Origin of the sequence: Shewanella xiamenensis (genome assembly GCF_024971755.1) — a bacterium.
In the GTDB taxonomy this organism is placed as follows: Bacteria; Pseudomonadota; Gammaproteobacteria; order Enterobacterales; family Shewanellaceae; genus Shewanella; species Shewanella xiamenensis.
Map to the genome: position 1 here is coordinate 1,385,259 of NZ_CP079718.1, position 15,016 is coordinate 1,400,274.

The 15,016-nt window shown below is 45.8% G+C and carries 12 protein-coding genes; 8 read left to right on the top strand and 4 right to left on the bottom strand.

Annotated elements, in window-relative coordinates; translation table 11 throughout:
- Positions 1–4 precede the first annotated feature (4 nt).
- Entirely contained in the window at positions 5–739 is a 735-nt protein-coding gene (locus KXJ80_RS07230; protein ID WP_037414939.1) for a basic amino acid ABC transporter substrate-binding protein, read from the bottom strand.
- Positions 740–1,106: 367 nt separating this feature from the next.
- Here KXJ80_RS07230 and KXJ80_RS07235 point away from each other — a divergent pair, with 367 nt between their 5' ends.
- On the top strand, positions 1,107–1,931 hold the full coding sequence (locus tag KXJ80_RS07235; RefSeq protein WP_218738056.1) for a hypothetical protein: 825 nt from the start codon (positions 1,107–1,109) through the stop codon (positions 1,929–1,931).
- Between the two features lie 4 nt (positions 1,932–1,935).
- Here KXJ80_RS07235 and KXJ80_RS07240 read toward each other — a convergent pair whose 3' ends face one another.
- A complete protein-coding gene (locus tag KXJ80_RS07240; protein ID WP_047535402.1) occupies positions 1,936–2,826 on the bottom strand; it encodes a LysR family transcriptional regulator in 891 nt (296 codons plus the stop codon).
- A gap of 121 nt (positions 2,827–2,947) precedes the next feature.
- On the opposite strand from KXJ80_RS07240, the gene KXJ80_RS07245 reads away from it, so the two are divergent.
- The 6 genes from KXJ80_RS07245 (at position 2,948) to KXJ80_RS07270 (ending at position 10,065) form a co-directional block, all read left to right on the top strand.
- Positions 2,948–3,382 carry a CidA/LrgA family protein gene (locus KXJ80_RS07245; RefSeq protein ID WP_037414933.1) on the top strand — a complete coding sequence of 145 codons (435 nt, stop codon included), beginning with the start codon at positions 2,948–2,950 and terminating at the stop codon, positions 3,380–3,382.
- Positions 3,382–4,116, top strand: a complete 735-nt coding sequence (locus KXJ80_RS07250) for an LrgB family protein (RefSeq protein ID WP_055646799.1) — start codon at positions 3,382–3,384, stop codon at positions 4,114–4,116. The genes KXJ80_RS07245 and KXJ80_RS07250 overlap by 1 nt, the downstream gene beginning before the upstream one ends.
- A gap of 180 nt (positions 4,117–4,296) precedes the next feature.
- Positions 4,297–4,773 (top strand): GNAT family N-acetyltransferase, encoded by a 477-nt coding sequence (locus tag KXJ80_RS07255; RefSeq protein ID WP_055646800.1) that lies wholly within the window; start codon positions 4,297–4,299, stop codon positions 4,771–4,773.
- A gap of 226 nt (positions 4,774–4,999) precedes the next feature.
- Positions 5,000–6,475, top strand: a complete 1,476-nt coding sequence (locus KXJ80_RS07260; RefSeq protein ID WP_218738057.1) for a carbon starvation CstA family protein — start codon at positions 5,000–5,002, stop codon at positions 6,473–6,475.
- A gap of 256 nt (positions 6,476–6,731) precedes the next feature.
- A complete protein-coding gene (locus KXJ80_RS07265) occupies positions 6,732–8,408 on the top strand; it encodes an OpgD/OpgG family glucan biosynthesis protein (RefSeq protein ID WP_037414921.1) in 1,677 nt (558 codons plus the stop codon).
- Positions 8,409–8,595: 187 nt separating this feature from the next.
- Positions 8,596–10,065: an inorganic phosphate transporter gene (locus KXJ80_RS07270; protein WP_037414918.1), complete on the top strand. Its 1,470-nt coding sequence runs from the start codon at positions 8,596–8,598 to the stop codon at positions 10,063–10,065.
- A 21-nt stretch (positions 10,066–10,086) separates the two neighbouring features.
- Here KXJ80_RS07270 and KXJ80_RS07275 read toward each other — a convergent pair whose 3' ends face one another.
- Positions 10,087–11,040 carry a DUF72 domain-containing protein gene (locus KXJ80_RS07275; RefSeq protein ID WP_218738058.1) on the bottom strand — a complete coding sequence of 318 codons (954 nt, stop codon included), beginning with the start codon at positions 11,038–11,040 and terminating at the stop codon, positions 10,087–10,089.
- Positions 11,041–11,627: 587 nt separating this feature from the next.
- On the opposite strand from KXJ80_RS07275, the gene KXJ80_RS07280 reads away from it, so the two are divergent.
- On the top strand, positions 11,628–12,992 hold the full coding sequence (locus tag KXJ80_RS07280; protein WP_037414912.1) for a diguanylate cyclase domain-containing protein: 1,365 nt from the start codon (positions 11,628–11,630) through the stop codon (positions 12,990–12,992).
- An 80-nt stretch (positions 12,993–13,072) separates the two neighbouring features.
- Here KXJ80_RS07280 and KXJ80_RS07285 read toward each other — a convergent pair whose 3' ends face one another.
- Positions 13,073–14,965 (bottom strand): methyl-accepting chemotaxis protein, encoded by a 1,893-nt coding sequence (locus KXJ80_RS07285; RefSeq protein ID WP_218738059.1) that lies wholly within the window; start codon positions 14,963–14,965, stop codon positions 13,073–13,075.
- Between the last annotated feature and the right edge of the window lie 51 nt (positions 14,966–15,016).

Here is a 15,016-nt window from a genome sequence, read left to right on the forward strand (position 1 = left end):
GGGATCACTTGATATGGGCTGAAACGAGCGTCTGATATTGGCCGCTTTCTTTCAAGTTTTTCAGCGTGTTATTAATGCTAGTGAGGAGTTCAGGCTGCTGTTTTGACACCGCAAAACCATAAAACTCAGCGGGGAAATCTAGCTTGATCAGTTTGAGATCGGGGTTTTTCGCCAGATAGTTCGCCGCAGGCTCGCTATCGAATAGCACTAAGTCGACTTTACCATTCTTCAGCTCCATGATGGCTTCGAAGCCTGTGTTAAAAGCAGTGACATTTTGGGTGTATTTTTTAGACATCATATCGGCGGTTGAGCCGAGCTGCACCGCAAAGTGTTTGTCTTTAATGTCATCAAGGGTATGAATTGTGTCGTTATCTTTATTGACGAGCAGCACTTGAGTTGCCTCATAGTAGGGCTCCGAAAAGTTAACGCTGGCCTGGCGCTCTGGCGTGATGGTCATGCCCGAGGCGATAAAATCAATCTTGCCTGAGTTTAGCGCCACGATCAGTGAATCGAATTTCATGTTTTCGACTTTAAGCGTTTTGCCGGCATCTTTAGCGATTTGTTTGGCAAGCTCAATGTCGAAGCCTTTTATTTCGTCGCCACTTTGTCCGCCAACGTATTCAAAGGGCGGGAAGGCCGCATTGGTTCCCACCACTAAAACATCGTTGCTTTTCCCACATCCAGCTAACAACAAGGTGGCACTGAGGGCTAGGCCGCCTAATAACATGGATTTTTTCATTTAATACTCTCTTTTGGATAACTGGCAATGTGGCGACTATAGGAGGATTGCGTATTCGTGTCAATAATTATGCTTTATTTATGATTAAAAATTCATTGTTGGACTGGCGGTCTAAATAACGAACATCATGTTTATTATGATTGTGGTGTTTGATATCAATAGTTTTTTAAAAGGTTGTGAAATTGTTTAGGGTGACCGTGAATAGCAATTTAGCGCTTCAAAGTGATGAGGTGAGCTAATTTTTATTCACTTTAGTGAATAGGCTGGATTTTTATGAACTATCTCAGATACAAATGATGCAAAATTGATTAAATTAAACTTAAATAATCTAATCGGCGGTTTTAAATCGCAATTGATGGAGCACTATGTGAAATACCAAATTTTGGCGCCTGTAGCGTTGCTTTTAAGTTTAGCAACCTCTGTTTATGCAGAGGAATCAACCCAATGGCATTACACTATGGGCATTCATGATTTTATTGTCGAACAAGAAAATTCGCATACCTTTGGGGCCAATGGCAATATCATTATTGAACATACCACTGCATCGGATATTTATCTGTCTGCGGTGCTGGATATGTTTATCGATATTGATACGGATAAGCTGGATCCTGACCATATCCCGATGTGGTTTAAATCGGAATATGCTGCTCTTGGGGAGCTTTACCGTTTTTCCCCGCAGTTATCCTTAGGGTGGCAAGTGGATTTACAGGGCAAGCGTAATACTGTGAGTTCAGTGGAGAAACAGGCAAAGTTTATTCCCGGGATAACAGCCAATTATCAAGGCCAACAAACCCAAGCCCAGCTTAAGGCGGGTGCGGGCTATTACTTTTTAGAAATCGATGATGATGTGCCCCGCACCCGAGGTTACGATAGAGGCGATTTTGGTAATAGTGAGTTTGCTTACACTGTAATGGGTAGCGTTGGTGTTGATTTAACGCCCAAATTAAAAGTGAACTTAGCCGCGCAAACTTGGAACGATGGCGATCAATGGCTTGAAAATCAATATCGCTTCAGCATGAGTTACGATACTGATTACTGGGAGAAGGGCAGCCAGTGGTTACTGTATGTGGAACACACTGAATACAATCTAGACCACTATGCTAAGGAGAGTGTGCATTCACCTAACTACTTGCCCATCCTGCCTTGGGATAACGATACCTTAGTGCGTTTTAGCTTAGTCGTGCCTTGGTAGGAGGTTATTTTTGCGTTAAGTGCTTTTTAACTAACGCGATCATCGCCTGTGCCGCAAAGGACAATACTTGTTCTTTGCGCCAAAATAGCGATAACTCCCAGCGCAATTCGTCACTCGCCAGTGGAATATTGACCACCCCCGCCACACTATAACGCCGCGCGATCGAGCGCGGCAGTATCATCACGCCAGTTCCCGCAGCCACCAGTGCGATACCAAAGTCCGCTTGGCTAACACGGGTGATATTTTGAGGGGAGAATCCGGCTTGCTGACAGGCGTTGAGCACCAATTGATGCAGGGTGTATTCAGTCTCAAACATCACTTGTGGCTCATTGATTAAGTCATGGACTGAGAGTATTTCCCTGGTAGTGAGGGGATTTTCCTTGGGCAGCACTACCACCATAGGATCGTTAAACACTCGAATGCCGTCATAGCCATCATCAAGGTCGATTATGCCAGTGGCCAGTTCTATTTCGCCCTTTTGAATTGCCAGCGTTTGCTCAACGCCACCACGGACTAACAAGTGCATTTCGATTTGTGGATACTGCTGGCGATACTTGGCAATAATAGGGGCAAAAATTTCAGCACTGCCGAGCGGCGCGAGACCGAGTTTTAATTCACCCGCAGTCAAACTGCGCTGGGCACTGAGTTCGGCCAGCATACGTTGGCGTCCGGCTAATAACTCCTTACCATGACGATAAACCACTTCTCCTGCTTGGGTGAGTTTGACCTGAGTGCCACGTTTGCCGCGCTCGAGTAGCACAAGATCGAGTTCTTCCTCTAATTGGCGCAGCGCCTTGGAGAGGGCGGGTTGGGTGAGATGAACCTTTTCACTGGCTTTACCAAAACCGCCAGCATCGATGATCTCGATAAAATAGCGCAGCACTTTGAGATCCATTCTCGCCCCTATAATGCATTCTTAAAATTCATGGATTACATGCTTAATATTCATTTTTTTTATTTAATAGGCAAGCCTAAAATAATCCCATAGTAACTTTTGGTGTAAATCGAGAAACCGCATGTCTTTCCTACAAGCCGCAATACGTCGATGCCGTCATGGGGCTTTATTGTTAACTCAAATTGGCCTCTTTTGTTTATTGTCTTTTGCCTGCCATTGGTTTGCCTCTTGGGCGCATTCACCAGTGCCTGGTAGTGTATTAGGTTTAGGTCTGTTGCTGATTTTGTTAGCGACTAAGTTAATTCCTGAAAATGCTGTGCAGCTCGGCGCGGCTTGGCTTATCGGTGAGCTGCTGCTGTTTTTTATTCCGCCAGTGATCTCAGTTATCAAGTACGAAGGCCTGTTTGAGCAATATGGGTTGAATATCCTCTTCACCTTAGTGATGGGCAGTGTGTGCGTGATGGTGGGTACGGGATTTGTGGTTGATAGAGTGTTTCGCTTCGAGCGTCAGCTCAATATCAAAAAGCATGCGCGTCGCCATGCTAAGGCCGTGTAATGTCGAGCGTTAGCTTAAGTCCTGCAGTTGTCTCTGAGTTAGTGTTTTCGCAGACGGGATTGGCACTTATCAGCTTGTTATTAACACTATTTTGTTATTTTGCGGCGAAGCGTTTGTATAAGCGCCACCGGGTATGGTGGTTAGCGCCGATTGTACTTGCGCCAGTAGTGATCACGCTCTTGGTGTTTAATCTCGATATTCCGCTGCCAACTTATTTTGAATATACCCATTGGTTAATGGCTATGTTAGCACCTGCGACAATTGCATTTGCCTTGCCAATTTATCGGGAGCGTAAACTCATTCGCCAATATCCGCTGACCATTGCCCTTGGCGTGATGGCTGGACTGTTGCTGGGCATGGTGTCGAGCTGGCTATTAGTCAAATTTGTGCCTCTACCTGTGGAGCTTGCAAAGAGTTTGTTGGTGCGTTCGGTCTCTACGCCCTTTGCGATGGAGGCCACAAGCGCCTTTGGCGGTGTGCCAGAACTGACCGCCATGATGGTGCTCATCACCGGTATTATCGGCATGTTAGTCTGCGAGCCGCTGTTCAAGTTGATGCATATTCGCACCTCTTTAGGTAAAGGCGTGGCCTTGGGCGCTTCAGCCCACGGTGCGGGCGCCGCCAAAGCCAGTGAGTTAGGCCAGCAAGAGGGCGTCATTGCCAGTTTGACCATGATTTTTATCGGGATTGCGATGGTGCTGGGCGCGCCCGTATTTGCCGTGATCTTCAGTTAGTGTGAGTTAGTGATTTGCTGGGTTACGTTAACCCTCCCCACCTTAATTGTGATTTTGTTTGTTTAAATGATGTTGTTTTGCCTCTTAGGGCGCTAACCTCTGCTTGGGTTATGCGCCCATTTTTTTAGCTGACGGCGAATGTCGAGATGTCATGATGATGAAATTGAATAGAGATATAGGATGGATAAGCAAACACGCGTATCGAATGTGACATTGAGACCCATAGAACAAGATGATCTGGAGTTGATCTTTACCCATCAGCAGGATCCGATTGCATCCCAATTGGCGCAGTTCCCCTCGCGGGACCGTGAGGCGTTTTACCTTCACTGGCAGCAAAATATCCTCGGACAGGCGTCGGTACTGGCACGGGGGATAGAAGTCGATGGCTTGCTGGTTGGCAATATCGGTCATTGGCATAGGGATGGTCAGGCGATGATTGGCTACTGGATTGACCGTGCATTTTGGGGGCGCGGGGTCGCAACCTTAACCTTGAGCACATTTTTACCGTTAGTGATCTCAAGGCCGCTCTTTGCCCATGTGGCACTGCATAATGTTGCATCCCAGCGGGTGTTGCTGCGCCATGGATTTGTAAAGACGGACAGACTCATTCAAGAGGAAGATGATACGGCGCCATTATTTGAATTTGTGCTGAGTTAAGGCTTAAACAAGCTATACAGCCAATAGCTGAAACATTTATAGAGAAGATTGGATTTATTTTTTACAGACAAATTATTTGAAAAATCTATTTAGATAAGCGAGTCTTATCGTAAATTCAGATTTATCAACCCGACTTTAGTCTAGTATGTGATGGCTTGATCTCATTGGCTAACTCAATGAAACTCTCTAGTTAATCACCTTCTACTAAAGTATGGATAGTTAAATAATGTTAATTTTCTTCTTATGTCTTGCGCTCTTAGTGCTGGCATACAAGTTTTATAGTCCGTTTGTTGAACGCCAAGCTGGGATTGATCCTAAAGCGCAAACACCCCAAGCAAGATTCGAAGATGGCGTGGACTATGTACCCGTCCACCCAGCTAAAGCGTTTTTAATCCAATTTTTAAACGTTGCCGGTGTCGGGCCTATTTTTGGCCCTATTCTAGGGGCTTTATATGGCCCAGTAGCCTTACTCTGGATTGTGTTAGGCAACATTATCGGCGGCGCGGTGCACGATTATTTCTCTGGGGTGTTAAGCATAAAAGAAGATGGAAAGAGTCTGCCTGAAATCGCGGGCCACTATTTTAACATCTATTTTAAAGGCGTGATGCTGCTGTTTACTGCGATGTTACTCTTTTTCGTGGGCGTGGTGTTTATCATGAGCCCTGCAGGACTACTCAGTAATCTCGATTATTTTAAAGATACTATTTTTGGCAATAACACCTTCTGGGTATTAGTGATTTTGGCCTATTACTTCTTAGCCACTATGCTGCCAATCGATAAGATCATCACTAAGCTGTACCCCGCGTTTGGCCTATTAATGATCGTGATGACCACTTCGATTGCAGTGGCTCTCCTCATCAATGCACCGCAGTTACCCGAAATGGGCGATGTGTTCGCGTACTTCAACCACAGCCATTACAACAATGAGTTATTGGAACCTAACCCCGATGGTTTACCGATTTGGCCATTACTGTTTGTGACTATTACCTGTGGTGCTATTAGTGGTTTTCATTCAACTCAAGCACCTATCATGGCACGCTGCCTGACAAACGAGAAATACGTTCGCCCAGTTTACTACGGCGCTATGGTGGCTGAAGGTGTGGTGGCTTGTGTATGGGCGACTGCGGGGATTGCGGCCTTCCCGGGCGGATATGTTGAGCTTAAGAGCTTACTAGACCAAGGCGGCCCTGGCTTAGTGGTTAACCAAGTGGCTACGAGCTATCTTGGGGTATTAGGCGGCGTGATGGCAATTATTGCGGTCGCTATATTCCCGATTACCTCGGGGGATACTGCGTTCAGATCGCTGCGTCTAACCATTATCGACGCTTTTAATATCCCTCAGAGTATGCGTAACCGTTTGCTGGTAGCGGCGCCTATATTGACCATCGCTTACTTTATGACCAAGATCGACTTCTCCTTGATCTGGCGTTATTTTGCTTTCTCAAACATGCTGCTATCGACCAGTGTGCTATGGTTGGCGACAAAATATCTGTTCGATAGAGGCAGTTTTCACTGGATAGTAAGCTTGCCTGCGATTGCGGGCACTTGTGTGACAGTGTCTTACATTGTTACCGCAGGTATTGGTTTAGGTTTACCTCAATCCCTGAGTCAACCAGTGGGCATCGCCGTGGGTGTGGTGTGTTTAATCGCCTTGATTATTGCTAATAACAAACGCAAAACAGTAATAGATACAAAGTTATAACTTAATTGGCTTTATGACCATAAAGGGCTGCATTTTGCAGCCCTTTTTAATACTATTTTCATAAACTGGCGTCAGTATTGAATATTGTCACTGTGACATATTCCATTGCGTCGAAATTATGTTAGATTCTGGCGAACTGATGAAGATAGAGTTATTGTTATCACTGTCATCAACAGTTCTCCACAGGGCAGTCACTGCAATAATGCTTACTTTTGCAGAGAAGTGTCAGGAAGTTACACCAATTCAGAGTCTGCTTATGCAACCCAATTTATTTCCCGAACAAAGACATTTAAATCCTGAGCCGATGGTGATGCCATCGGTAGAAGCTCAGTCTACTCGTAGCCGCTTACAACGGATGGTTGGCAGCGTACTGCTCACCTGTAGTGTGTTGTTAAGCTTATCTGCTTGTGCAGCGGGTAAAGCCAGTGCGCCGCAGGAAGAAGAGTTTAGCTACGCTTGGTTAAAAGGCTATGCCCATACGCTGGCGACAGAGTCCTATGTAAGCCACAAGGGTGAGTTACCAAAAAGCTTACAGGGCATGAGCTGGGATGATTACCAGCAATTCCATTTCAAGAAAAAAGCCGCACTGTGGCATGAGGATGATTCGGAGTTTCGCGCCGAGTTGTTCCACTTAGGCCTGTATTTCGATACACCAGTGCACATTTACCAATTGGAAAATGGCAAGGCTAAACTGATTGAATATTCTCCTTCTATGTTCGATTACGGTAAGTCGAAGGTAAAGGGTAGCCAGCTTCCTAAAGATTTAGGTTTTGCAGGCTTTAGAATGCAGTTCAACACTGACTGGCAACGTGACGTTGTCGCCTTCTTGGGCGCAAGCTATTTCCGCGCGGTCGGTCAGGAAATGCAGTATGGTCTTTCAGCCCGTGGTTTGGCGGTTGATACTGCGTTGCCTAAGCCTGAAGAATTTCCGATGTTTACCCGTTTTTGGTTAGAGAAGCCGCAACCAGGTTCTAATATTGCGACTGTGTACGCTCTGTTAGATTCACCAAGTGTAACAGGGGCTTACCGTTTTGATATCGAGCCGGGTGAGCGTTTGAAGATGAAGGTTGATGCGGCAATTTATCCGCGTAAGGCTATCGAACGTTTAGGCGTTGCACCACTGACAAGTATGTTCATGGTCGGTGAGAACGATCGCCGTACAGGTTACGACTGGCGTCAAGAGATCCACGATTCAGATGGACTTGCCATGCATACGGGGAACGGTGAATGGATTTGGCGCCCTCTGGGCAATCCAAGTAACTTGAGATTCAACGCCTATAGCGATGAGAATCCCAAGGGCTTTGGGTTAATGCAGCGCGACCGTAATTTCGACCACTATCAAGATGACGGCGTATTCTATGAGAAGCGCCCAAGTCTGTGGATTGAACCAACAGGTAATTGGGGTAAAGGTTCGGTGCAGTTAGTTGAAATTCCAACACTGGACGAAACCTTCGACAATATCGTTGCTTTCTGGAATCCTGCAGAGCCCATTCAACCAGGCCAAGAGTTGCTCTATAGCTACAACATGTACTGGGGCGGTACTCCACCTGTGCAGTCACCCCGTGCTCGCGTAGTGGATACCTTTACTGGTATTGGTGGCGTAGTTGGTCAAAAGCGTAAGTACTATAGCAAGCGCTTCGTGATTGATTTTGCTGGTGGTTCCTTACCTATGCTGGGTAAAGATACTCAAGTGAAAGCGGTAATTTCAACTTCACAAGGCCGTGTGGAAATCGACTCTGCTCGCCCACAACATGCGATCAATGGTTACCGCGCTATGTTTGACCTCGTGCCGCCAGAGGATAGCGTTGAGCCGATTAACCTAAGAGTTTACTTAGAAGTAGATGGTCAACCTTTGTCTGAAACGTGGATGTACCAATGGACACCACCGCCGATGAACGAACGTGAACTGCATAACGCAGGTCATCTACAGTAAGCTATATGGGTGAATCAAAACGCCAGCCTCAGTGCTGGCGTTTTTGCATCAAGCGATTTGTTAATTGCAAGTTGGATTCAAAGTTATTGAGCACTAATTCACTTTTTGAAAATCTAAATAATTTTTCACTGTCAAATACCCAACCTTGGGCGTAATCTGTGGCGTCCTCGTCATAGGTTCGCGATTTATGTTTGAGATATTTACCTCTATCGGCTTTGGTTGGTCGGTGGCTTTAGTGCTGGCAGTGTTATTTGTGTTGGCCTACGAATTTATCAATGGCTTCCACGATACCGCCAATGCTGTTGCGACGGTGATCTATACCAAAGCTATGCCTGCAAATTTAGCGGTGGTTTCATCAGCCCTTTTTAACTTTGCGGGAGTGTTACTTGGCGGACTTGGCGTAGCCTATGCCATAGTACATCTTCTTCCCGTTGACTCCTTGTTGGGGATGGACTCCACTCAAGGGCTGTTAATGGTGTTTTCACTGTTATTTTCCGCCATTATCTGGAACTTAGGTACTTGGTACTTTGGTATTCCAGCTTCTAGCTCCCACACCTTAATTGGTTCGATTATGGGGGTTGGTGGCGCATTTGCTTGGATACATCACCAGCCTATATTGCATGGTATTAATCTCACTAAAGCCACGCAAATCATGTTATCCCTGATTATTTCGCCCACCCTTGGTTTTGTGCTGGCTGGAGTACTGCTATTGCTGATGAAGTTCATGTGGCAAAAGCACAAGATCCACCGTACGCCCGATGAACAATTTCAGATTAATGGTAAACGCCATCCACCATTTTGGGCGCGCGTCAGTCTGATAGCTTCGGCCATGGGGGTGAGTTTTGCCCACGGCTCGAATGATGGGCAGAAAGGCATAGGTTTAGTGATGCTGGTGCTTATCTGTATGGCCCCAGCGTATTTTGCCCTCGATATGAGCAGCCAGTCCTATGATTTGGCAAGGACGCAGGATGCAAACAGGCGGATTATGGCTATTTATAGCCGCAATCAAGCGATAATTAGCGATTTAGTTGATGTAAAAGCGCAGCTTGAGGCGAGTGATGAGCTGTTGAGTCATTGTTCGGCACAGACCGTGTTACCCGCGATGTCGTTGCTTGATCGCCGTTTGGATAAGGCGAATAGTTTTCAAGATATGACGGTAGAAGAGCGCCGTGAAGTGCGTAGGTTGTTGCTGTGTATCGATGATACCGCTCGTAAAGTGTCTAAATTAGACTTACCAGCCAAGGAGTTAAGCTCTTTAGCTAAATGGCGTAAGGATTTGACTAAATCGACCGAATACGCGCCGCTTTGGGTGATAGTGGCGATTGCGACGGCCTTGGGTTGTGGCACGCTTGTGGGCTGGCGGCGAATTGTTTATACCGTGGGAGAAAAAATAGGCTCGTCTGGAATGACCTATAGCCAAGGTATTGCTGCGCAGGTGACGGCTGCGGCTTCGATCGGGATTGCCAGCGTCACGGGGATGCCGGTTTCAACGACGCATATTCTGTCTTCGGCGGTTGCGGGTACTATGGTTGCCAATCGCTCTGGGCTGCAAAGCCAAACCATTAAGCAAATTCTATTGGCATGGGTACTCACGCTGCCTATTACGATGTTCTTGTCGGCATTGGTCTTTATTCTCGCTAACTCAATTTGGGGCTAAGCTGAAGTTGATATGCAGCCTCTACCAAGAGAGTTGCATTTGCGCGGTAGGATCTGCCAATGGTGGTGTGTGTAACTTGATTGTTGGTAAGCAAATCTCAGCGGCGATTTGCTGCTGTAACTGCTGATATAAACGAACTGCGAGCTCTGGAGCCGTTTGATTGTCGGGTGTATGGATAAAAAGATAGGGTTCTCGACCTTCTTTAATCCAGAGGGGAAGTTGCTGTAACCAATTTTTGAAAAAGCTATCGTTGTTTTTGAACTGTAACTTATCGTTATTGGCGGCTAAGGCTTCGATAGTACCATCGGTTTGTCCGATAAAGCGAACCACTGGCGCATTTGCAGTTGCGATAGCATGTACGGGCAATTGTGGTTTTTTCTTATGGGCATCAATAATTGCTTCGCTAGCGGGCGGTAGGGCAAACAAGGGCCGACTGTCCATAATGATGCGATTTACCTGTTTATCCATCAGCAAGCGGTTTAGTGCTCGCTCAGCCTCGCCCTTCGCAAAAAAGGCTAAATGCCGTACTTCAACGCCATAGGTCAAGCCTTGGGGAAGCATTTCTAAAAAATGCGCCAAGGTTGTTAGTTGCTCCGGGCCAAAGTAGGCGGGAAGTTGGATCTTCCATAGCCCAGTTTTTTCAGCCAAGGGCGACATCACCCGAAAGAATTCCATTAGTTCCTGCTGACAATGTTGCAGCTGTCTTTGATGGGTGATGAGCTGCGGTAGTTTAAAGGTAAAGCGAAAGTCATCTGGTGTTGCGCTGTGCCAGTTCATCACTGTTTGTGTATTTGGCGTGGCGTAAAAACTGGTATTACCTTCTACAGTGTTAAAAATGGTTGCGTAGCGGGCAAGGCGATCGGCTTGCTTAGTTGTTGCACCATAAACACTGCTTTGCCAATGCTGATGAGACCACATTGCAAGCCCTAGGCGAAAATGATTCGCTTGGTGTAAAGGTGACTTAAGCGCCGTCAAAATAACTCCAGATATAATCAACTAAATTTGAATTGGCTATTGTGCTCAAAGAGTTTTATCTCAGTCAAATACTAGGGCGTGTTGACGTTTCGAGATTAGATTTTGTTCGTTCTGGCAAGCACGTGCTCGCGAAACGAGGAATGATGTGTAGTTTACTCAAATGACGAGCGGCTCTTATGACTGAAAGTAAGAGCAAGGGCTTGCCAGACGAACCCTTCGGGCAGCATTTGGTTGGCTTTTCTGCCGCGTTATCGTCCGTTTATGTAGAATAACTACACAGCACGGACTTTGCCTTGCATAAAAGCCAGCCAAATTGCTGCAAAAATAACCCTGAAACGTCAACACGCCCTAAGCATCTTGCGGATGCTGTTATTGGGTTAAGCTAATGTCCAATTCGGCTTTATGTATGGAATGTTGTAATAGTGGAACTGCCATGCTAATTAACCTACTCTAATAGTATGATATTATGTACTATTAACCTTAATCATCGAGTATTCGCGCGTTGGTTCTATACAGGGATGCAAAGCTTAGCTGCAATAGTCAGTTAGCTATTCTCGTTTTGTCTGCAGGCGTGGTGGGAGAGTCGTGTGAAAAACGAAGGTTATACTTCACTTGGTCGCTTTATTGATTTGCTATTAGATGCCATCTGTGTGGTGGATAAATCGGGGCGATTTGAATTTGTGAGTGCGGGTGCTGAACGTATTTTTGGTTACACGCCAGATGAAATGATTGGTATGCAGATGTTGGATTTGGTTTTACCAGAAGACCGTGAACGTACGCTTGCTGCGGCCAATGAAATTATGACAGATCACTATAAAATCGATTTTGAAAATCGTTATATACGCAAAGATGGCAGCATAGTGGATATTCTGTGGTCAGCCCGCTGGTCTGATGAATATCAACAACGCGTTGCGGTGGCTCGCGATATTACCAAAAATAAAAATGCTGAGCGTCGGCAAGCCGCGTTATACGAGATTTCCGAGGCGGTTCATGTGGCCGAGGATTTGCTATCCCTCTATAGTCATATCCACCAGATCATTGCAAAACTTTTACCCGCAGAAAATTTTGCTATCGCGCTTTATGACCAAGATTCAAATCAATTAGATTTTCCTTACCAGTTATCGGTGTCCGAGCAAAATATCGCATATATCAGTAATGCTAATTATTTTGCTGAGCAGATCATTCAAACGGGACAATCCTTACTCTTTTGTCCCATGTCGAATACGCTTTCATCGCCATTAGCAGTAACTTTTAAAGATTGCTGGCTCGGCGTGCCGTTGAGATTGCACAAAGGGGTGATAGGCGCGTTGATAATGCATAGCAACCCAGGTTCGAGAAGCTATACTACACAGGATTGTGAATTGGTGGAGTTTGTCTCGACTCAAATTGCGTTCGCCATCGAACGTCGTCAAATGTTGGCTCGCTTAGAGCAGATAGCACTCTACGACCAGTTGACTCATCTACCCAACAGAGAGTTATTTTACGATAGGTTTCAAAAGGCTTTATCTCGAGCGCATCGAGAGTCGAGTTATTTCTCTTTACTTTATTTAGACTTAGATAAATTTAAATGGGTTAACGATACCTACGGACATAGTGTGGGAGATTTGTTGTTACAAATTACCGCGCAGCGGCTTCTTAGCTGCGTGAGAGTTTCGGATACGGTCGCGCGTTTTGGTGGCGATGAATTTGTTATCTTACTGGAGCGAGTTGATTCTGCACACAATACCTTGCTCGTTGCTCAAAAAGTGCTGGATATATTGAATCAGCCTTTTGAGCTTGTAGAGCAGCAAATTCATATTTTTCCAAGTATTGGTGTCGCTTTGTATCCTGAGCATGGCAAAGATGAACAGCAACTTATTTCCTGCGCCGATGCTGCCATGTATAAGGCTAAAAAGAATGGTGGTAATCGTATTGAGTTGGGGTATCAAGGTTTGAAGGGAAAGCACTTATAGGCCAGTGTTAAGACTCTAACTAAAACCCGCTGTAACGAAAATCGCTACAGCGGGTGTTTATATCAATGCAACAAGTGTATTTATAGTTTAAAACGTGACACTTCCTGTTGCAGTGAGGCGGCTAAGTGAGCCAACTCCTGTGACTGCACCATCGCACTTTGGGCCTCAATAGAGAGGTTTTCTGAGACTTCACGAATTGATTCGGTATTGCGATTAATTTCGCTAGTAACAGAGGTTTGTTCCTCTGCGGCCGTTGCAATTTGGCTTGCCATATCAGATATCTCATTAATTGCTTTGCTTATCTGAAGCAGGCTCTCGCTGGCTGAGTTGGCATCAGCCACACTCGTTTCTGCCATATCATGGCTTTGAGTCATGGATTTTACGGCTTTGCCAGCTGTTTGTTGCAAGGTTTCAATCATTGCCTGAATTTCTTGGGTTGATGAGTGAGTGCGTTGCGATAATACGCGAACTTCATCGGCAACCACGGCGAAACCACGACCTTGCTCACCTGCGCGAGCGGCTTCAATGGCTGCGTTTAATGCCAGCAAGTTGGTTTGTTCTGCAATCCCACTGATCGTTAATAGAATGCTATTAATTTTTTGTGAGTGCTCATTCAGCTCGCTGATAATACGTCCTGCGGTATCAACCTCATTTGCTAAGTTACGAATAGATTGCTGACTTTGCATCACTTGCTTTTGACCATGATTCGAGAGGCTCACGGCATTTTGCGCTGTTTGCGCTGTATGTTCGGCGTTGCTGGCAATCTCTTCTGTGGCGCTGGCCATTTCGGTGACTGCGGTGGCGACCATCGTCACTTCGTCCTGCTGAACAGCAATGCGTTGGCTGTTATCTGCCGCAGATGCACTGCTGCCCTTAGCTTGGTATTCAAGTTGGCCCGCAATATTGTGCATTCTTGAAATCATGCCGTGAAGACGTTCGACAAAGCGGTTAAAACCTGAGGCTAAGATCCCAATTTCATCATGGCTGTTTGCGGTGTGAATTCTCACCGTCAGATCGCCATCGCCCTCTGCGATATCATTTAGTGCCAAAGCAACTCGTTCTAAGTCTTTGAATTGCATTTTGAAGATTGCGACTAATACTAAACCAAACATTACCAGTAACCCAGCGCCTACGGCGGACATCCACCAAGCGAGCGTAGTCGCTTGCGACATGATTTCTTGTTTGTTCATCACAAATATTAACGCCCAGTCGGTCGACGGAACGTTCGCTACATAGACTAGTTGAGTCTCACCATCTAATTCTCGCTCTTCCATAGTATTGGCATTGGCGCGTTGTGATAGCCAGGTGGGGGTAAAATCAGAGTCAATATTAGTAAGTTGTTGATTATTTAACTTACTATTGGGGTGGCTAATAATTAGTCCAGTGTTGTCTACCATCAGGGTGTAGCCATTCCCGGGGACTTCAAGCCGCTGTACCGCATCGGTGAGTTGGTCAATGGTAAGGTTTGCCGCGGCGACACCGAAGAGTTGGCCCGCAACCATCACTGGCTCAGCGATAGTCACAACTTGTTTTTTAAGGGTGGCACTGACATAGGGAGCAGTCATAACCATGCTATTAGCGGCTTTGGCATCCATATACCAAGGTCGGGCACGTGGGTCATAGTTTGCGGTATTGAGCGCTGGATCTTGGCGGTACATGTTGCCTTGCTCATCACCAAAATAGGTGAGTGCAAACCCCATTGCATTATGTGCTTGTAATAAATAAGGGGTAATTTGTACACTCGGGTCAGCCTCTATGGTCTTTTTAAGGCTTGTAATGGCTGTTTTTCTATCTTTCATCCACAGTCCAATACCTTCGGCAAAAGTATTCGCTAGTTGATCAATCTCACCTTGGGTATTGCCTATAGCATGATTTCTAATGACGTAGCTTGAAATACTAACCAGTACTGCAACAGTGATGAATACGGCAAAGAGACTACTAAAAAGTAGGCGAGTTTTAAGTGTTGAACGCATATTCTATTCCTTTAAATTCCGCTAGCAACCTAACGTTAATAAAGTATAGCG